Origin of the sequence: Stagnihabitans tardus (assembly GCF_009925085.1) — a bacterium.
Taxonomy (GTDB): domain Bacteria; phylum Pseudomonadota; class Alphaproteobacteria; order Rhodobacterales; family Rhodobacteraceae; genus Stagnihabitans; species Stagnihabitans tardus.
The window spans coordinates 300,143-318,384 of record NZ_JAABNR010000001.1 but is presented as its reverse complement, the minus strand read 5'-3'; the positions used below and the strand labels follow the sequence as shown (position 1 = coordinate 318,384).

Below are 18,242 nucleotides of genomic sequence, written 5' to 3'. Positions count from 1 at the left end.
GGGGCGCGCGGTTGGCGGCGCCCTTTTGCTTTGCTCAGGGGCGGGGCGCGGTTTGCAGCCTGAGGGCCTGGCGCAGTCTTGCGGTGCGGTAGGCCTCGGGGATCGAGAGCGCCCAGATGAAGAGACCGCCTGAAAGCTTGCCCACCAGCGAGGTCTCGGGGGCGGCGGTCACCAGGGTGAGGGCGCCGAACAAGAGGATGAAGAAGACGAAGATCAGGCCTCGGAAGGGTTGACCGTTCCAGACCTGGCCCGAGCCGGGCAGGAGAATGGCGGAGAGCAGGATCAGCTGGGGGCTCATGGGTTCAGGCTTTCGGAGAGGGTGATCAGGCGGTCCATCACGGCCTGGACGGCCTTAGGGTTCAGGCTGGCTTGCGGCAATTCGGCCTCGCGGAAGATGAGATAGGCGTTGCGGGGCGCCTCTTCGGCCAGGATCACCAGGCGCAGGCCCTTGGGGGAGAGGGTCAGCTCCTTGACCTTGGGGTCCTGGAACAGGGGGGCGAGGCTCGGGATCAGGTCGCGGGGGAGTTGCGCGGGGTCACTGGTGCGCAGGGTGCAGTCGGGAAAGCCCTCGGGCAGGGGGACTTCGAAAGGCAGGTTCGCATGGGTCGAAAAGGGTTCAAGGCCCGAGGGGCGGGCCATGATCCGCGTCTCGGCGGCCAGGGGCTGGGGCTCGGTCAGGGTCACCATCAGCCAGAGGCAGGGGAGTTTGCGGAAGGAGAGCGCGTCGGGGATCGCTTGCAGGTCGAAGCTCTGGCCGCCGTGGGTCAGGCTGGCGCGCGCGAAGCCCGAAGGCGTGAGCCGCGTCAAGCGGGGCTGCAGCCCGGCGAAATATTCCGCGCGGCGGGATTTCAGGGCCCGGGCGGCGCGCAGATAATCCAAGGCGCCCTTCAGGAGAAGGGCGAGGAGGGCGGCGCCTGCGATCAGGGGGAAGACCTGGGTCATGGCATGGCCCCCCGGGCGAACCCGGGGGGCGCTTTCTCAATAACCCTTGGGCCGGGGCCAGGGCATGGTGAACTGGGCCGCACGCGCCACGAAGCGATAGCGCCAGAAGTGGAACCAGAGCGAAGCCACGATGTAGAAGACGATCATCGCGACAAGCTGGGTGCCATAGCCCAGGAAGACCGCAAAGAAGGTCACCGCGCAGAGGGTCAAGAGCACGATCGAGGGCAGCGGGTGGAACGGGTGTTCATAGCCGCGCTTGATCGAGTCCATCGGCCATTTCCGCCGGAAGAGGATCATGTTGATCGGCATGAACGTATAGCCCAGGAGCCCCGAGAGGATCGAGAAGGTGATGACCTGGTCCAAGGGCGCTCCCAAAGCGAAGGCGAGCGCGATGGGCACGAGGAAGACGATCGACCGATAGGGCGTGCGGTACTTCGGATGGACCGCGCCGAACCAGCCGGGCAGGTACTTGTCGCGTCCCAGCGAGAACCAGGCGCGCGAGGCGTCGTTGATGCAGCCATTGGCCGAGGCCAGCGTCGCGAACAAGGTGCCGACACCCAGAAGCACGACCAAGGGCTGCGAGCCCGTCAGCCGCGCCGCGTCGAAGAGCGGCGCCACCGAGCCATTGGTCCCGTCGCCCAGGAACTCCCAGGGGATCAGGCCCGTGCAGATATACCAGGTCAGCGTCGCCGCGATCAGCAGCGTCATGATCCCCGCCAGCGTGCCGAAGGGCAGGGCGCGGGCCGGAGAGCGGACCTCTTCGGCTGCCTGGGTCGTGCCCTCGATCCCGAGGTAATACCACAGGCCGAAGTGCATGGCCGCCAGGACCCCGATCCAGCCATAGGGCAGGGCGGCGGCGCCCTCGAACAGCGCCTTGTGCTGCATCATCGAGCCGCCGAGGACGCCCGAGGTCGAGAGGAACAGGATGATGATGGCGGTGAAGGCAATCGCGGTGATGACCAGGTTGAAGGTCAAGGTCGCCAGCACGCCGCGATAGTTCAGCCAGGCCAGGAAAAGGATCGAGAGGACGATGAAGGGCTTCTGGTTCAGCTCTCCCTCATAGCCCGTCAGCGCGGCAACCTGGCTGATCAGGTAGCCCGCCGTGATCGCATTGGCGGCTTCCAGCATCGTATAGGCGAAGACCAGGTAGAGGCCGACGTTGAAGGCCATGAGGGGCCCGACGATATGCTTGGCCTGGGTATATTGGCCCCCGGCGGCGGCGACGGTCGAGGTGACCTCCGAGTCGATCATGGCGACGCAGGTGTAAAGGATCCCCGCCAGCCAGCAGGCGATCAGCGCGGCATAGGCGCCGCCCTTGCCCACGGCAAAGTTCCAGCCCATGTATTCGCCGACCAGCACGATGCCCACGCCAAGCGCCCAGACATGGGCCGGCCCCAGGACGCGCAGCAGCCCGACCTGGGTGCCATGCGGCCCCATCCCGTCGCGGGTCTTCGAGGTGATGTCGAACTCAGCCATGACGCTCCTCCACCATGGCTTCCAATTCGCCTTCGCGCGACGAGGTCAGGACCTCTTCGTCATAGGTCGCATCGGTCTTCAGCCAGTCGATGACGATGTAAAGCCCGAAGACCGCAGAAAGCCCCCAGGCGGCATATTCCATGAGATTCCAGAAGCTCATCTCAGTCCCCGAATTTTTCAGAGATGACGTCGCGGTATTCCTTCTCGGAGAACCGCAGCACCAGCGCGTAATAGGCGATGATCACCACGATCATCACCGCCAGGGCGCCCCAGTTGATCGCATAGTCGAAGCGGGCGAAGACGGCCGGGATATCCGAGGGCGCGGTGAAGCCAAGCGCCTGGTATTGGGCCGTCTGGGTGGCGTTCAGGCCCATGGCCTCGAAGGAGACCAGCTTGGCCGGGTCGGCCTCGACCTTGGCGCCTCCGGCCAGCCCCATGTAGAGGGGGACGTAAAGCGCGCCGAAGGTCATCGTCATCAGGATGACGACATCGAAGAGCTGGCTGAGCTTGGATTGCTTGGGGGGGGCATATTTCATTTGCGCACCCCGCGCGCCTGGTCCAGGAACTTGATGTCCAGCCCATAGATGAAGTCGCGGTCCTCGCGGTAATGCCGCAGCATGGCCATGATGGCTGCCGTGTTGAAGACCAGGATGACCGCTCCTGCGCACAGAAGGATGGTCCGGGCCGCGCCCTCGGGGGCAAGGTCCCAGGTGGCCAAGGCCACGAAGATGATGGAAAACCAGAGCCCCAGCACGAAAGCCCACGCGACCGTCACGTCGCGCTTGTGCATGGCCCCGATCCTTTGATCGAGATCCGACATGTTCCCTCCCTGAAGGCCGTTTCGCCGGGGGGTGGCCGCGACCCCTTCTCTGTCCGGCAATTTTGTTTTCCCGTAGGAAAGCGCCCCCTGCGACATTCTGTCAAGAATTTACTCATCCTGCCTGAAAAAAGGGCGGGAGAGGGGGTGTGCATTAGCTATGGGCAAAAAACTTTCCTGACAGTTGAAATGTGGGAATCCCGCTGTTAGGGTGTCGGAAAGGAAAGGAGACTCAGCCATGTGTGGAATTGTCGGGCTGTTCCTCAAGGACAAAGCCTTGGAGCCCCAGTTGGGCGCCATGTTGACGGATATGCTGATCACCATGACGGATCGGGGGCCCGATTCCGCGGGCATCGCGATCTATTCGGACGCGGGCAAGGGGCTGGCGAAGATCACGGTGCAGTCCTCTGATCCTGGCAAGGATTTCAAGGATCTGGATGGCGATCTTGCGGCGGCCCTGGGTCAGCCGGTGACCATGCTGATCAAGGACACCCATGCGGTGATGGAGGTTCCCCTGGACCAGATGGAGGCCGCGCGGACGGCGCTGACCCATCTGCGGGCGGGGATCAAGATCATGTCCTCGGGGGAAACCATCGAGATCTTCAAGGAAGTGGGCCTGCCCAAGGACGTGGCGGCGCGGTTCCAGGTGGCCAAGATGGGCGGGACCCATGGCATCGGGCATACCCGCATGGCCACCGAATCGGCGGTCACGACCATGGGTGCGCATCCGTTTTCGACCGGCTCGGATCAGTGCCTGGTTCACAACGGGTCCTTGTCCAACCACAACGGCGTGCGGCGGGAATTGCGCCGCCAGGGCATGACGTTTGAAACCGAGAACGACACCGAGGTTGGCGCCGCCTTCATCAGCCACAAGCTGAAGACCGGCGAGACCCTGGGCAACGCCCTGGAGGCCACGCTGACCGACCTTGACGGCTTCTTCACCTTCGTCGTCGGCACCAGGAACGGCTTTGGCGTGGTGCGCGACCCCATCGCCTGCAAGCCCGCCGTCATGGCCGAAACCGATCAATACGTGGCTTTCGGGTCGGAATACCGCGCCCTCGTCAACCTGCCGGGGATCGAAACCGCCCGGGTCTGGGAGCCCGAGCCTGCCACCGTCTATTTCTGGGAACGCTGAAGATGCAGACCTTCGACCTTGCGGCCAAGGGCCTGCGTGAGCTGAACTCCTCCCTTCACGCGCTGAAGGGGACCACGAACATGACCGAATGGGAGGTCATCAATCCCAAGGGCGCCCATGCGATTGCGGCGGGCGTCGATGCGCCGGTGGATATCACCGTCAGGGGCTCGACCGGATATTACTGCGCGGGGATGAACAAGCAGGCGACGATCCGGATCAAGGGCTCGGCCGGCCCGGGCGTGGCCGAGAACATGATGAGCGGCACGGTGATCATCGACGGCGACGCCAGCCAATATGCCGGCGCCACGGGGCGCGGGGGCCTTCTGGTCATCAAGGGCAATGCCTCCTCCCGTTGCGGGATTTCGATGAAGGGCATCGACATCGTGGTCCATGGCTCCATCGGCCATATGTCCTGCTTCATGGCGCAGTCGGGCAACATGGTGGTCCTGGGCGATGCGGGCGACGCCTTGGGCGATAGCCTCTACGAGGCGCGGCTTTTCGTCCGGGGCTCGGTGAAGAGCCTCGGCGCGGACTGCATCGAGAAAGAGATGCGGCCCGAGCATCTGGCCCTCTTGGCTGACCTCTTGAAGCGCGGTGAGGCGGATCACAAGGCCAAGCCCGAAGAGTTCAAGCGCTATGGCTCGGCCCGCAAGCTTTACAACTTCAATATCGACAATGCCGAGGCCTATTGATGAGCGATTTCCCCCATACTCCGCCGAAGCAGTCCTGGACCTTCTCGAACGACGTGAATGCGGAAATCCGGCGCGCTGCTGCGACGGGCATCTATGACATCCGCGGCGGCGGCTCGAAGCGGCGCTTGCCGCATTTCGATGACCTTCTGTTCCTTGGGGCCTCCATTTCCCGCTACCCGCTGGAAGGCTACCGCGAGAAATGCGCGACCGATGTCTGGCTGGGCACGCGCTTTGCCAAGAAGCCGATCCACCTGGATATCCCGGTGACCATCGCGGGCATGTCCTTTGGCGCGCTTTCGGGGCCTGCCAAAGAGGCCCTGGGGCGCGGGGCTACGGCTGCGGGCACCTCGACCACCACGGGCGACGGCGGCATGACCGAGGAAGAGCGCGGGCACTCCAAGACCCTGGTTTATCAGTATCTCCCCAGCCGTTACGGCATGAACCCCGACGACCTGCGGCGCTGTGACGCCATCGAGGTCGTCGTGGGGCAGGGCGCCAAGCCGGGTGGCGGCGGGATGCTGCTGGGGCAGAAGATCAGTGACCGCGTGGCCAATATGCGCAACCTGCCCAAGGGCATCGACCAGCGCTCGGCCTGCCGTCACCCGGACTGGACCGGCCCCGATGACCTGGAAATCAAGATACTGGAGCTGCGGGAAATCACCGATTGGGAGAAGCCGATCTATGTGAAAGTCGGCGGCGCGCGGCCCTATTACGACACGGCGCTGGCCGTGAAGGCGGGCGCGGATGTGGTCGTTCTGGACGGGATGCAGGGCGGGACCGCCGCCACGCAGGACGTCTTCATCGAAAACGTCGGCATGCCGATCCTGGCCTGTATCCCGCAAGCCGTGAAGGCGCTGCAGGACCTCGGCATGCACCGGAAGGTGCAGCTCATCGTCTCGGGCGGGATCCGCTCGGGCGCCGATGTCGCCAAGGCCATGGCGCTTGGGGCGGATGCGGTGGCCATCGGCACGGCGGCGCTGATCGCCCTGGGCGACAACGACCCGGCGCTCGAGGAGGAATACCGCAAGCTCGGCACCACGGCCGGCGCCTATGACGACTGGCACGAGGGGAAAGACCCCGCCGGCATCACCACCCAGGACCCGGCGCTCTTCAGCCGCTTTGACCCCGTGCTCGGCGGTCGTCGGTTGAAGAACTACCTGAAAGTGATGACGCTGGAGGCCCAGACCATCGCCCGCGCCTGCGGCAAGAACCACCTGCACAACCTGGAACCGGAAGACCTCTGCGCCCTGACCATCGAGGGCGCCGCCATGGCGGGTGTGCCCTTGGCGGGGACCAACTGGATCCCGGGCCGCAACGGCTTCTGAAACAGACCGGGGCATCCAAGCCCCGGCATTCAAAAAATCCAACAGGAGTAAGACCATGGCCAGAGACCTTGCCAAATGGGCCAAGGAAAAAGGCGTCAAGTATTTCATGATCAGCTATACCGACCTGTTCGGTGGGCAACGTGCCAAGCTGGTCCCGACGCAAGCGATCAACGACATGGCCGAGGAGGGCGCGGGCTTTGCAGGCTTTGCCACCTGGCTGGACCTGACCCCCGCCCATCCCGACATGATGGCCGTTCCCGATCCGGACTCGGCCATCCAGCTTCCCTGGAAGAAAGAGGTCGCCTGGGTCGCCGCCCGCGCCACGATGGAGAACAAGCTTCTCGCCCAGGCCCCGCGCAATGTGCTGGAGCGCCTGATCGGCGAGGCCGCCAAGGAGGGTCTGCGCGTCAAGACCGGCGTCGAGCCCGAGTTCTTCATCCTCAACGCCAATGGGACCGCCGTCAGCGACCCCTTGGATAATGCCGAAAAGCCCTGCTACGACCAGCAAGCCGTGATGCGCCGCTATGACGTCATCGCCGAGGTCTGCGACTATATGCTGGAGCTCGGCTGGGAGGCTTACCAGAACGACCACGAGGACGCGATCGGCCAGTTCGAGATGAACTGGAAATACGACGACGCGCTGCAAACCGCCGACAAGCACAGCTTCTTCAAGTTCATGATGAAGTCGGTGGCGGAAAAGCACGGCTTCAAGGCGACCTTCATGCCCAAGCCCTTCAAGGGCCTGACGGGCTCGGGCTGCCATGCCCATATCTCGGTCTGGAGCCTGGATGGCAAGAAGAACGCCTTCTCGGACCCGTCGAAGGAGCTCTCGCTCTCCGATCAGGGCCGCAGCTTCCTGGGCGGGATCATGAAGCACGCCAGCGCCCTGGCCGCGATCTGCAACCCGACGGTGAACAGCTACAAGCGGATCAACGCGCCCCGGACTTCCTCGGGCGCGACCTGGGCGCCCAATACCGTGACCTGGACCGGCAACAACCGCACCCACATGGTGCGCGTCCCCGGCCCTGGCCGCTTTGAACTGCGCCTGCCCGATGGCGCGGCCAACCCCTATCTGCTTCAGGCCGTCATCATCGCGGCGGGGCTGGATGGCGTGCGGACCAATGCCGATCCGGGCCGGCGCTATGACATCGACATGTATTCCCAGGGCCATACGGTCAAGGGCGCGCCGAAGCTGCCCTTGAACCTCCTGGATGCGCTGCGCGAATACGACAAGGACAAGACCCTGAAGGCGATGATGGGCGAGGACTTCTCGAGCGCCTATATCAAGCTGAAGACCCAGGAATGGAACAGCTACGCCAGCCATTTCTCGGCCTGGGAGCATGAGAACACGCTGGATATCTAAGGGGCCATTCTCCCCCGGCTCCTCTTCTGCCCCGGCTGTCACGGCCGGGGCTTTTTCTTGTGGCACGCCCGGAGGGGCTCGCCCCCTCCGGACCTCCCGCGGGATATTTGGGTCAAGCTGAAAGGGGCCTAGTACATCGAGTTGCGGTAATCGACCTCGAGTTGGTCATCCAGCCGCTTTTGTTCGGCCGCATCTTCGGGCGCGCCGGTGGTCTGGTCGAGGATCATCTTGACCAGCGAGGGCATTTCGCGCCGGTCCTGCCGCGCCTCGGGGTCCCAGAGGCGGGAGCGGCGGAAGGCCTTGGCGCAGTGCAGGAAGGCCTCTTCGATGGTGACCACGATGGCGACGGTGGGTTGGCGGCCCTGGACGGCCAGCCGCGCGAGAAGGGCAGGGTCGCGGGTGACATGGGCGCGGCCATTCACCCGCAAAGTGTCGTCAAAGCCCGGGACCATGAAAATCAGCCCGACGGAGGGGTTGGCGATGATATTGGACAAAGTATCCAGCCGGTTGTTTCCGGGCCGGTCGGGGATCAGCAGGGTCCGCTCGTCCAGCACCTGCACGAAGCCGGGCGCATCGCCGCGCGGGCTGACATCGGCGCGGCCCTCGGGCGACTGGGTGCCGATGCAGACAAAGGGCGCGCGGGCGATGAAGGCCAAGGCATGGGGGTCCAGCCGCGCCAGCGACTTTTGCAGCGCGATGGCATGGGTCGCGGGGATAAGCGCGCGCAGGGCGGCCTCGTCCTGCACCAGATAGGCGTCTTGCAGATTATGTGATGTCATCGGCTCCTCCTCCGGCTGATTAATTTCAGCGACTGAAAAATAGGCGGGGGAGGAGATTCGGTCCAGCCCTTACATCACCGCGCCCATGGCCCAGGGCACGAATTCCGCCCCGCCAAAACCCAGTTCTTCGCTCTTGGTCTTGGCGCCCGACGCGGTGGCGATGAAGCTCTCGAAGATCTCGCGGCCCTTCTCCTCCAGCGAGACGCCGGTGATGATGTCGCCCGCGTTGATGTCCATGTCCTCGGACATGCGGGTGTACATTTCCGTGTTGGTCGCGACCTTGATGCAGGGCACGGGCTTATAGCCCGAGACCGAGCCGCGACCCGTGGTAAAGACGATCAGGTTCGAGCCCGAAGCCACCTGGCCCGTGACCGAGCAGGGGTCATAGCCCGGGCTGTCCATGAAGACGAAACCGCGCTCGGTCACGGGTTCGGCGAATTTGTAGACCTGGGTCAGGGGGGCGGTGCCGCCTTTGGCGACGGCGCCGAGCGACTTCTCCAGGATCGTCGTCAGCCCGCCGCGCTTGTTGCCGGGGGAGGGGTTGTTGTCCATCTCGCCGCCCAGCTTGGCGGTGTAATCCTCCCACCAGCGGATGCGTTCGATGATCTTCTGGCCGACCTCTTCCGAGACCGCACGGCGGGTCAGCAGGTGCTCGGCGCCGTAAATCTCCGAGGTCTCGGACAGGATCGTCGTCCCGCCATGGGCCACCAGCAAATCCGACGCATGACCCAAGGCAGGGTTGGCGGTGATGCCGGAATAGCCATCCGACCCGCCACATTGCATCCCCACGACCAGGTGCTCCAGCCCCGCAGGCTTGCGGGAGATCTTGTTCACATCCACCGCCAGCTCTTTCAGCATGGCGACCCCACGCTCCACCGACTTGCGCGTGCCCCCCATGTCCTGGATCGTCATATGGCGGAAATTCCCGTCGCCGCGCAGCTTGTCGGGGCCCACCAGGCTTGCCACCTGCATGACCTCACACCCCAGGCCCGCCATGATCACCCCGCCGAAATTCGGGTTCCGTGCCCAGCCCTGCAGGGTGCGGTGCAGGGTCTCATAGCCCTCATCCTTGCCGCTCATGCCGCAGCCCGTGCCATGGACGATGGGCACCACCCCGTCGATATTCGGGAAATCCTCCAGCCAACCGGCCTTTTCGACCGCTTCGGCAATGAACTTCGCCACCGAGCCCGAGCAGTTGACCGAGGTCAGAATCCCCAGGTAATTCCGCGTCCCCACCTTGCCGTCGAAGCGATGATAGCCCATGAACTGGCGCTCTCCGCCTGCGGGCTGGGGGTGACGTTCGGAGGCAAAGGCATAGTCCTGCGTATGCGCCCCCATGCCAAGGTTATGGACATGCACATGATCCCCCGGCCCGATCGCCCCCAAGGCCGCCCCGATGATCTGGCCATAGCGGATCACATTCTCTCCGGCCCCGATCTCCCGCACCGCGATCTTGTGGCCGCGCGGCACCGGGCGGGGCAGGGTGACGCCCTCGACCACTGCCCCCGCGCCAAGATCCGACAGCGCAATGACCACATTATCGGCGGGATGCAGGCGGATGAATTGAGCCATGGGCTTACCTTTGCTATCGGGGCAGTTGACTGCGGGCGCGACCCCGCTAACATGTTAGTATGCTACAGCCGGATATGACAGAACATCAAGACCCCCCACCTGCTGCCGAGGTGCAACTGCCGCCGCGCAGGCCGCTGCGCCCCCTGGACCAGTTCCAGGGCACCCTGGCGCAGCGCGTCCATGCCTCCTTGCGCGAGGCGATCCTCTCCATGTCGCTGCGCCCGGGCGATATCGTCCGCAAGCCCGAGATCTGCGAGACCCTTGGCGTGTCGCGTTCGCCGGTGTCAGAGGCCGTGGCGCGCCTGGCGGTCGAGCACCTGGTGCGCATCGTGCCCCAGGCCGGGACCTATGTGGCGCGGTTTTCGCTGGACGAGGTCCGCGAGGGCGCCTTCCTGCGCGAGGCCCTGGAGTTGGCCGCCGTCGAACGTGTCGCCTCGACCGTGACGGATGAGCAGCTGGTGCTCTTGCGCCGCAACCTGCGTCTGCAAGAGGCCCTGGTCGAGGATCTGGACATCGCGGGCTTCTACCAGACCGACGCCGCCATGCATGAGCTGATCCTGTCGCTGACCGGCTTCCGCCGCGTGGCCTCCTTGGCGGACTCGGCCTGGGTCCATGTCAACCGCGCGCGCCAACTGCTTTTGCCGGCCAAGGGCCGCGTCCAGGCCACCCTTGACGAACACCGCGCCATCATCGCCGCCATCGAGGCCCGCGACCCCGCCGCCGCCCGCGAAGCGACGCGGAGCCACCTGGGCAAGCTCGTGGGCTTCCTCGAGCCGCTTGCGCTCACCCATCCCGACCTTTTCGAGCCCGATTGATGATCCCGAACAAGCCGAAATATGCCGCCCGTTTGAATGCCTTCAAACTGGGGCTGAAGAATCCGACCGCCGCCGACCTTCTGGCCCGCATCGCCGAGGTCCCGGGGATCGGCGCCGCCGACCTGAACTACCCCGACCATTTCGCGCATCATTCGCCCGCCGAAATGGCCAAGGTGATGGAGGGCCATGGCTTGGCGCTGAACGGGCTGGCCATGCGCTATTACACCGACCCGGGGTTTCGGCTTGGGGCTTTCACCAACCCCTCGCCGCAGGTCCGGCAAGCGGCGGTCGATATAACCAAGCGCGGATTGGACGCCCTGGCCGAGATGGGCGGGCAGGTGATGACGCTCTGGATGGGCCAGGACGGCGTCGATTATGCCTTCCAGGGCGATTACACCACCATGTGGGAGACGACGCTGGAGTGCCTCGCCCAGGTCTGCGACCACAACCCCGCCCTGGATATCTCGCTGGAATACAAACCCAACGAGCCCCGCGCCTTTTCCCTCATGCCCGACCTTGCAACCAATCTTCTCGCCTTGCGTGAACTTGGTCGTGCAAACACTGGAATTACCCTGGATTTCTGCCATGTCCTCTTTGCCGGAGAAATCCCCGCCCAGAGCGCCCAACTCGCCGCCCGTTACGCGCGCATCCTCGGCGTCCACCTGAACGACGGCTATGGCAAGCGCGACGACGGCCTCATGGTCGGCGCCGTCCACCCGATGCAGACGGTGGAGCTTTTCATGGAGCTCGACGCCCAAGGCTTTGACGGCGTGATCTATTTCGACACTTTCCCCGATCACGCAGGCCTGAACCCCCAGGCCGAGGCGGCGGCCAATGTCGAAATGACCGACCGCCTGCGCGCCTGCGCCAAGCGCTTGGCCGCGAACCCCGCGCTCAAGGCCGCCCGCGAGACCCAGGACGCAGCCGGAGCCCTCCGCGCAGTCGCCGCCGAGCTTTACCGGTAGGAAGCGGGGGCTGCCGCCCCCGCACCCCCGCAATCGGGGGGCTGCCGCCCCCCGCACCCCCCGCTTCAAGGGGAGCACGCTCCCCTTGAAAATCCCCGTGGATATCTGGGCCAGTTGAAAGGCTGGGCGCGTCTGGGGGAGGGGCTGTGGTCGAAAAGGGCAGTGAGTATTTGGGCCAAATTGAAAGGTAAACCGCGAGCCTGGGCGATGCGCCTTTTGTGAGTATTTGGGCAAGTATGAAGGACAAGCCGCGCTCAGCTTGGCGCTGTGCTTCCTGATTTCATACTTGCACAAATATCCCGGGGGCACGGGGGCAGCGCCCCCGCCTCTCCACCCGCGACCGACTAGAGGTCATAGAACTCCACCGCCGTACCGCCATAGATGCGCCATTGATCGGGCAGCGAAAGGCTTGCGGTCAGGTGGCGCGCCGCATGGAACCAGCGGTCGTATTCGCAGCGCAGCCGCACCACGGGCCAATCGCTGCCCCACATGATCCGCTGCGGCCCGAATTCCTTGACAATATGATCGACATAAGGATGCAGACGCTCGACCGACCATTCGGGCCTGTCTTCGGTCACCAGGGCCGAGAACTTGATGCAGGCCGAGGTTTCTCCCGCCAGACGGCTCATCCCCTCGGCCCAGAAAGAGAACTGCTCGGGGTTGCGGATCTCGGGCTTAAGGCAATGGTCCAGCACCGTGCGCATGCCCGGATAGCGCTTCAGCACGGTCAGGAAATTCGCCATGTGGCGCGGGAAGCCGAGCGCGTCGAAGGTCAGCCCCAGGTCCGCCAAAGCGGCAAAGCCCCATTGCACGTCCTCCCTCAGCATCCAGTCGACGTCCGGAATGTCCTGGATCATCGGCCGCACGCCCTTGAACTTGGGGTGATGGCGCAGGCGTTCGAGCGTGCGCCGGTCGGAGGGGTTCTCGAAATCCACCCAGCCCACGACACCCTTCACGAAATCCGAAGCATCGGCGAGGCCCAGCATGTATTCGGTCTCGTTCACCGTTGCCGCCGCCTGCACGAGGACCGTGCCGTCGACCTGGTTCTGCACCAGCGTCCCCACCAGGTCGGCCGGGCCATAGACCCGGTCCAGCACCGGGTCTCCTTTCGGCATCCAGTCATGGTCCCCGCGCGCGGGGTTCCAGAAATGTTGATGGCTGTCGATGATCATGGCACCTCCACTGGCGCATCCTCGCGCAACAGGCCCTCGGATTTCAACGCGGCCCAGAGCGCCCCGGGGATCACGGCCCCCGCCGCCCTTGCATTGGCCTGGACCTGGTCGGGCCCGACACCCCCGGGGATGACCGAGACCACGGCGGGATGGCAAAGCGGGAACTGGAAGGCCGCATCGACCAGCCTCACCCCATGTTCGGTGCAGATCGCCTCGATCCGCGCCACCTTGGCCAGCACCCAATCCGGCGCCGGGTCGTAATTGTAAAAGGCCCCGGGCCGCGCGCCGGTCGCCAGCACGCCGGAGTTATAGGGCCCTCCCACCACGACCCCGATGCCGCGTTGCGTGCAAAGCGGCAGGAAGGAGGTGAGCGCCTCTTGCTCCAAGAGCGTATAGCGGCCCGCCAGGAGAAAGATGTCGAAGTCGCCGCGCTCGGTCAGCCACTGGGCGGGTTGCCATTCGTTGACGCCCGCGCCAAAGGCCCGGATCACGCCCTGGTCGCGAAGCTCCAAAAGCGCCCGGTAGCCGCCCGCCATGAACTCATCGAGCCGGGCCTGAAGCGCCGCCACCGTGCCATGGTTGAAGATATCCAGGTCATGGGCATAGACCACGTCGATCCGGTCAAGCCCGGTGCGCTCCAGCGTGAACTCCAGGCTCCGCAGCGTGCCGTCATAGGAGTAGTCATAGACCTCGCGCCGATTGGGCACGCCGAACCATTTGCCGATGCCGTCGCGGGTTTCGGGGCTAGCGGGCTTCAAGATCCGCCCGACCTTGGAGGAGACGACGAAGCCCTCCTTACCCCGTAAGGCCCGGTTCAGCCGGGTTTCCGAGAGCCCCAGGCCATACAAGGGCGCCGTGTCGTAATAGCGGATCCCCACCTCCCAGGCGGCGGCGAAGGTGGCGTCGGATTCCTCCTCCAGCACCTCGCGGTAAAGCCCTGCGATCGGCGCCGTGCCAAAGCCCAATTCGGTGAAGCTCAGCGTCCCGCGCCCGCCCCGGTCCCATGTTCTTGTCTTCATTGCGTGCCTCCACTGATATGACTAACATGCCAGTGCGAGTCATGTCAGGGGGGGATATGCAGAATTTCCGCAGAGTGTTCGGGGCGGGCAAGCCCGTCATCGCGATGGTCCATCTGGGGGCGCTGCCGGGCTCGCCTTTGTACGACGAAAGCGCGGGGATCGAGGGGCTGGTGGAGGGTGCAAGGGCCGACCTCCGCGCCCTTCAGGCGGCGGGGTGTGATGCCGTGATGTTCGGGAATGAGAACGACAGGCCCTATGAATTCAAGGTCGATGTGGCCTCGACCGCGACCATGGCCATGGTGATCGGGCGGCTGCGGGGGGAGATCACGGTGCCCTTCGGGGTGAACGTGCTCTGGGACCCGATGGCCTCGGTGGCCCTGGCTGCGGCCACGGGGGCGGGGTTTGTGCGCGAGATTTTCACCGGGACCTATGCCAGTGACATGGGCCCCTGGACGCCCAATGCCGGGGAGGCGATGCGCTATCGCAATAGGTTGGGGCGGCGCGATCTGGCGATGCTGTATAACGTCAGCGCGGAGTTCGCCGACAGCCTCGACCGTCGGCCCTTGCCCGACCGCGCGCGCTCGGCGGTGTTTTCCTCGGTGCCGGATGCGGTCCTGGTCTCGGGCGCGATCACCGGAGAGGCCGCGCGGATGGAGGACCTGGAGGGCGTCAAGCGGGTGCTCCCGGATGTGCCGGTGCTGGCCAATACCGGGGTCAAACATGCGACCGTGGCCGATGTGCTGGCGGTGGCCGATGGCTGCATCGTGGGCTCGGCCCTGAAGGTCGATGGGCATACCTGGAATGCGGTGGACCCGGAGCGGGCGAAGGATTTCATGGCGCGGGTGAGGGCCACGCGATGAGGGCGCGGCTGCGCGACAGCCTCAGGCAGTTGATGGTCATCCCGGGGCTCTCGGGGCATGAGGAGCGGGTGGCGGCCTGGCTGAGGGCTCGGCTTGACGCTTTGGGGATCGGGAACCGGACGGACCGGCTCGGCAACCTGATTGCGACGATTCCGGGTGATCTGTCAAAGCCTTCGGTGCTGATCTTCACCCATATGGATCAGCTTGGTTTCTTCGTCCGCAAGATCGAGGCCGATGGGCTGATCCGGGTCGAACGCATGGGCGGCGTGTCAGAGCGGGCCATGGCGGCGCAGGAGGTGGTTCTCTGTGGGGCGAGGGGCGACGTGCCGGGGGTGATCCTGAACAAGGCCCATCACGCGACCACGCCGGAGGAGAAATACCGCGTTCTGACCGCGCCGGAGATCCGCATCGACACCGGGCATGGGTCGAAGGCGGCAGTGGAGGCAGCGGGGATACGCATCGGCACGCCGGTCTGCTATGCGGGCCGGGTGATCGAACTGGCCGGGGAGCGGATCGCGGGCACCTCGGTCGATGACCGGGCGGGCTGTGCGGCGCTTCTGGAGCTGGCGGCTTTGCGGGTCGGGCGCGAGGGGCCGACGGTGCATTTCCTCTGGTCGGTGCAGGAGGAGTTCAACCTGCGCGGCGCCGTGGTGGCGGCGCAAAATCTGAAGCCTGACATCGCCTTGCAGATCGACCTTATGCTGGCCACCGATACGCCCGACATGGCCGACCGGGGCGAGATGGTGCTTGGCGGGGGCCCAGGGATCAGCCTTTACTCCTTCCACGGGCGCGGGACCTTGAACGGGGTGATCCCCCATCCCGCCCTGGTCACGCTGATGGAGGAGACGGCGGAGGCCAGGGGCATCCCCCTGCAACGCTCGGCTCAGGTGGGGGTTCTGACCGACCTGAGCTATGTCCAGCTTCTGGGCGATGGCGTGGCGTCTTTGGACGTGGGTTTCCCGATGCGGGGCTCTCATTCGACGGTGGAATGCTGCGATATCAGGGACTTGGAGGGGCTTGTTCACCTTCTTGACGGCGCCCTCGACCGCATCCCTCCGGCCATGAAGCTGGAGCGTTGAATGGTCACCCTGGGCGTCGATATCGGGACCTTCGAATCCAAGGGCGTGCTGGTCGATGCCGGGGGGCGAGTGATCGCCCAGGCCTCTCGTCCGCATGAGATGATCGTGCCGCAAGCGGGCTGGGCCGAACACCGCGCGGAGGAGGATTGGTGGGGCGATTTCGTCTTCATCGTCAAGGCCTTGCTGGCGGATGCTAAAGTTGCCCCGCAAGAGATCAAGGCCGTCGCCTGTTCGGCCATCGGGCCTTGCATGCTGCCGGTAGACCGCGACGGCCGCCCCCTGATGAACGGCGTCCTCTACGGCGTCGACACCCGCGCCAGTGCCGAGATCGACGCTCTGAACACCGAACTGGGAGAGGCCGCGATCCTGGATCATTGCGGCAATGCCCTGACCTCTCAGGCCGTGGGGCCGAAGATCCTCTGGCTGCGGCGGCAGTGCCCGGAGATTTGGGAAAAGACTGCGCGTATAGACACTTCGACGACATATCTCACCTGGCGCCTGACCGGAGAGCATGTGATCGACCACTATACGGCGGCCAATTTCGCGCCGCTTTACGACATCAAGGCCCAGACCTGGGCGCCGATGACCGAGATTTGCCCGGTCGAGATGCTCCCCCGCCTGATGTGGAGCCACGAAGTCGCGGGCCATGTCACGGCCAAAGCCGCCGCCGAGACGGGCCTCGCGCCTGGCACCCCCGTCCTCTGCGGCACGATCGATGCGGCGGCGGAGGCGGTCTCGGTGGGCGTCGCCGCGCCCGGCGAGATGATGATGATGTATGGCTCCACCATCTTCATCATCGAGGTGACCGACCATCTGCTGGCCGATCCCCGCCTCTGGCACGCGCCCTGGCTTTTCCCGGGCCAGTTCGCGGCCATGGCGGGGCTGGCGACCTCCGGCACCCTGACCCATTGGTTCCGCGACCACTTCGCGCGCGATCTGCCGCGCGACCAGGCCTTCGCCACCCTGACCCAGGAGGCGCTCGCCTCGCCCAAAGGCGCCAAGGGTCTGATCTGCCTGCCCTATTTCTCGGGCGAGCGGACGCCGATCCATGACCCCCAGGCCAAGGGCGTCTTCTTTGGCCTGGACTTGACCCATGGCCGCGGCGACCTCTACCGCGCGGTGCTGGAGGGGATCGCGGCCGGCACCGCCCATGTGACCGAGACCTACACCCAGGCAGGCGCCGCGCCGCGCCTCGTCCGTGCGGTGGGCGGAGGCACGAAGAATGGCCCCTGGATGCAGGCGACCTCGGATTTCACCGGCCTGACCCAGGAGGTGGCGGGGATCACTTTGGGGGCCTCTTATGGCGATGCTTACCTTGCGGCCCTGGCCGTGGGGCTCGCGCAGCCCGGCGATATCGCGCGCTGGAACCCGGTGGCGGAACGGGTGACGCCCGCGCCCGCCCCCGGTTACGCAAAGCAATACGAGGTCTTCAAGGCGCTTTACACGAGCACCCGCCACCTGATGGGCTCCCGATGAGATACGAGCTCTGCACCCCCCATCAGCTGCGCCAGGCCCAGGCGGAGAACCTGCCCCTGGTCCTCGCGCTTGGCGTGCAGGAATATCACGGCGAGCATCTGCCCCTGGGCGTCGACCTCCTCGCCGTCACGCGCTGCCTCGACCGGCTGGAGGCCGAGGCGCCTGACCGAATGGTGATCCTGCCAAGCTTCGCCTATGGCGCGGCCTCCCATGCCGTGGCGGGGGCGGAGAGCTTCACGCTGCATCTGCCGACCCAGGCCTTCCAGCCCCTGGCCGAGGCGCTGTTTGCCGCGCTGCTAAAGGCGGGGTTTCGCAACATCCATGGCGTGATCCATCACCAGACCGAGAATTTCGCCCAAGGCATGCCGACCGACCTGACCTTCCGCCTGGCCGCCCGCAACGCGGTCTTTGCCCATCTGGAGGCGACACGTGGCCCGGGCTGGTGGGGCGCCAAGGGCATGGAGACCTATTACGAGGCCCATGCCCAGGGTGAGAACCCCTTCAACTGGGTGCAGATCCATCCCCTGATGCCGCCAGAGGTCGCAGAGCATTTCCCCTTCGATCATGCCGGCGAGGGCGAGACCGCGCTGATGCTGGCGCTTGCCCCCGAGACGGTGGAGCAAGCGCGGATGGCCGAGAATGACACCTGGTATACGGCCTCTGCGCCGCGTGCCTCGGCCGCGCAGGGAGAGGCCGGTGTGGCGATTATCTTGGCCCATCTGAAAGGCCTTTTGGGGCTTTGAGGGTGCAAGCCG

Annotated in this window: 20 protein-coding genes; 10 read left to right on the top strand and 10 right to left on the bottom strand. The window is 65.3% G+C overall.

All coding sequences use genetic code 11. The features are described 5' to 3' along the window. Positions 1-34: 34 nt before the first annotated feature. The 6 genes from GV832_RS01475 to GV832_RS01450 are packed head-to-tail and all read right to left on the bottom strand — an operon-like array spanning position 35 to position 3,238. The gene (locus GV832_RS01475; protein ID WP_168773027.1) at positions 35-298 is read right to left on the bottom strand and encodes a hypothetical protein; all 264 of its coding nucleotides are present in this window, start codon (positions 296-298) and stop codon (positions 35-37) included. Next, on the bottom strand, positions 295-942 hold the full coding sequence (locus tag GV832_RS01470; protein WP_168773026.1) for a hypothetical protein: 648 nt from the start codon (positions 940-942) through the stop codon (positions 295-297). Before GV832_RS01470 ends, GV832_RS01475 begins: the two co-directional genes overlap by 4 nt. Positions 943-978: 36 nt before the next feature. Next, positions 979-2,418 (bottom strand): APC family permease, encoded by a 1,440-nt coding sequence (locus tag GV832_RS01465; protein ID WP_227754169.1) that lies wholly within the window; start codon positions 2,416-2,418, stop codon positions 979-981. Then, positions 2,411-2,578 carry a hypothetical protein gene (locus GV832_RS01460; protein ID WP_168773025.1) on the bottom strand — a complete coding sequence of 56 codons (168 nt, stop codon included), beginning with the start codon at positions 2,576-2,578 and terminating at the stop codon, positions 2,411-2,413. The genes GV832_RS01465 and GV832_RS01460 overlap by 8 nt, the downstream gene beginning before the upstream one ends. A gap of 1 nt (position 2,579) precedes the next feature. After that, positions 2,580-2,954: a hypothetical protein gene (locus tag GV832_RS01455; protein ID WP_168773024.1), complete on the bottom strand. Its 375-nt coding sequence runs from the start codon at positions 2,952-2,954 to the stop codon at positions 2,580-2,582. Continuing rightward, complete coding sequence (locus GV832_RS01450; protein WP_227754168.1) at positions 2,951-3,238, bottom strand: hypothetical protein; 288 nt, start codon at positions 3,236-3,238, stop codon at positions 2,951-2,953. The genes GV832_RS01455 and GV832_RS01450 overlap by 4 nt, the downstream gene beginning before the upstream one ends. A 235-nt stretch (positions 3,239-3,473) precedes the next feature. Here GV832_RS01450 and GV832_RS01445 point away from each other — a divergent pair, with 235 nt between their 5' ends. The 4 genes from GV832_RS01445 to glnT are packed head-to-tail and all read left to right on the top strand — an operon-like array spanning position 3,474 to position 7,750. Then, entirely contained in the window at positions 3,474-4,370 is an 897-nt protein-coding gene (locus GV832_RS01445) for a class II glutamine amidotransferase (protein ID WP_168773023.1), read from the top strand. Positions 4,371-4,372: 2 nt separating this feature from the next. Continuing rightward, positions 4,373-5,062, top strand: a complete 690-nt coding sequence (locus GV832_RS01440) for a GltB/FmdC/FwdC-like GXGXG domain-containing protein (RefSeq protein ID WP_168773022.1) — start codon at positions 4,373-4,375, stop codon at positions 5,060-5,062. Continuing rightward, positions 5,062-6,387: an FMN-binding glutamate synthase family protein gene (locus tag GV832_RS01435; RefSeq protein WP_168773021.1), complete on the top strand. Its 1,326-nt coding sequence runs from the start codon at positions 5,062-5,064 to the stop codon at positions 6,385-6,387. The genes GV832_RS01440 and GV832_RS01435 overlap by 1 nt, the downstream gene beginning before the upstream one ends. Positions 6,388-6,442: 55 nt before the next feature. Further along, the gene (gene glnT / locus GV832_RS01430) at positions 6,443-7,750 is read left to right on the top strand and encodes a type III glutamate--ammonia ligase (RefSeq protein ID WP_168773020.1); all 1,308 of its coding nucleotides are present in this window, start codon (positions 6,443-6,445) and stop codon (positions 7,748-7,750) included. Positions 7,751-7,878: 128 nt separating this feature from the next. Here glnT and GV832_RS01425 read toward each other — a convergent pair whose 3' ends face one another. Both GV832_RS01425 and GV832_RS01420 read right to left on the bottom strand, forming a co-directional pair. Further along, the gene (locus GV832_RS01425) at positions 7,879-8,529 is read right to left on the bottom strand and encodes a pyridoxamine 5'-phosphate oxidase family protein (protein ID WP_168773019.1); all 651 of its coding nucleotides are present in this window, start codon (positions 8,527-8,529) and stop codon (positions 7,879-7,881) included. Between the two features lie 69 nt (positions 8,530-8,598). Next, positions 8,599-10,101 carry a UxaA family hydrolase gene (locus tag GV832_RS01420; RefSeq protein WP_168773018.1) on the bottom strand — a complete coding sequence of 501 codons (1,503 nt, stop codon included), beginning with the start codon at positions 10,099-10,101 and terminating at the stop codon, positions 8,599-8,601. Positions 10,102-10,175: 74 nt separating this feature from the next. Here GV832_RS01420 and GV832_RS01415 point away from each other — a divergent pair, with 74 nt between their 5' ends. Together GV832_RS01415 and GV832_RS01410 are read left to right on the top strand one after the other, a co-directional pair. Then, positions 10,176-10,916 carry a GntR family transcriptional regulator gene (locus GV832_RS01415; RefSeq protein WP_168773017.1) on the top strand — a complete coding sequence of 247 codons (741 nt, stop codon included), beginning with the start codon at positions 10,176-10,178 and terminating at the stop codon, positions 10,914-10,916. Next, positions 10,916-11,881: a sugar phosphate isomerase/epimerase family protein gene (locus GV832_RS01410; RefSeq protein ID WP_168773016.1), complete on the top strand. Its 966-nt coding sequence runs from the start codon at positions 10,916-10,918 to the stop codon at positions 11,879-11,881. The genes GV832_RS01415 and GV832_RS01410 overlap by 1 nt, the downstream gene beginning before the upstream one ends. Before the next feature lie 344 nt (positions 11,882-12,225). On the opposite strand, the gene GV832_RS01405 is transcribed toward GV832_RS01410, so the two are convergent. Together GV832_RS01405 and GV832_RS01400 are read right to left on the bottom strand one after the other, a co-directional pair. Continuing rightward, positions 12,226-13,053, bottom strand: a complete 828-nt coding sequence (locus GV832_RS01405) for an amidohydrolase family protein (protein WP_168773015.1) — start codon at positions 13,051-13,053, stop codon at positions 12,226-12,228. Further along, positions 13,050-14,072: an aldo/keto reductase gene (locus GV832_RS01400; RefSeq protein WP_168773014.1), complete on the bottom strand. Its 1,023-nt coding sequence runs from the start codon at positions 14,070-14,072 to the stop codon at positions 13,050-13,052. Before GV832_RS01400 ends, GV832_RS01405 begins: the two co-directional genes overlap by 4 nt. Before the next feature lie 56 nt (positions 14,073-14,128). Between GV832_RS01400 and GV832_RS01395 the strand changes: the two genes are divergently transcribed. Genes GV832_RS01395 through GV832_RS01380 form a run of 4 tightly spaced genes read left to right on the top strand, consistent with a single transcriptional unit; the run spans position 14,129 to position 18,230 of the window. Then, on the top strand, positions 14,129-14,932 hold the full coding sequence (locus tag GV832_RS01395) for a BtpA/SgcQ family protein (protein WP_168773013.1): 804 nt from the start codon (positions 14,129-14,131) through the stop codon (positions 14,930-14,932). Then, positions 14,929-16,011: a M42 family metallopeptidase gene (locus GV832_RS01390; RefSeq protein WP_168773012.1), complete on the top strand. Its 1,083-nt coding sequence runs from the start codon at positions 14,929-14,931 to the stop codon at positions 16,009-16,011. The genes GV832_RS01395 and GV832_RS01390 overlap by 4 nt, the downstream gene beginning before the upstream one ends. After that, positions 16,012-17,487, top strand: coding sequence for an FGGY-family carbohydrate kinase (locus GV832_RS01385; protein ID WP_168773011.1), 1,476 nt, complete (start codon positions 16,012-16,014; stop codon positions 17,485-17,487). It abuts the gene before it with no gap. Further along, positions 17,484-18,230 carry a creatininase family protein gene (locus GV832_RS01380; RefSeq protein ID WP_168773010.1) on the top strand — a complete coding sequence of 249 codons (747 nt, stop codon included), beginning with the start codon at positions 17,484-17,486 and terminating at the stop codon, positions 18,228-18,230. The genes GV832_RS01385 and GV832_RS01380 overlap by 4 nt, the downstream gene beginning before the upstream one ends. Positions 18,231-18,242 lie beyond the last annotated feature (12 nt).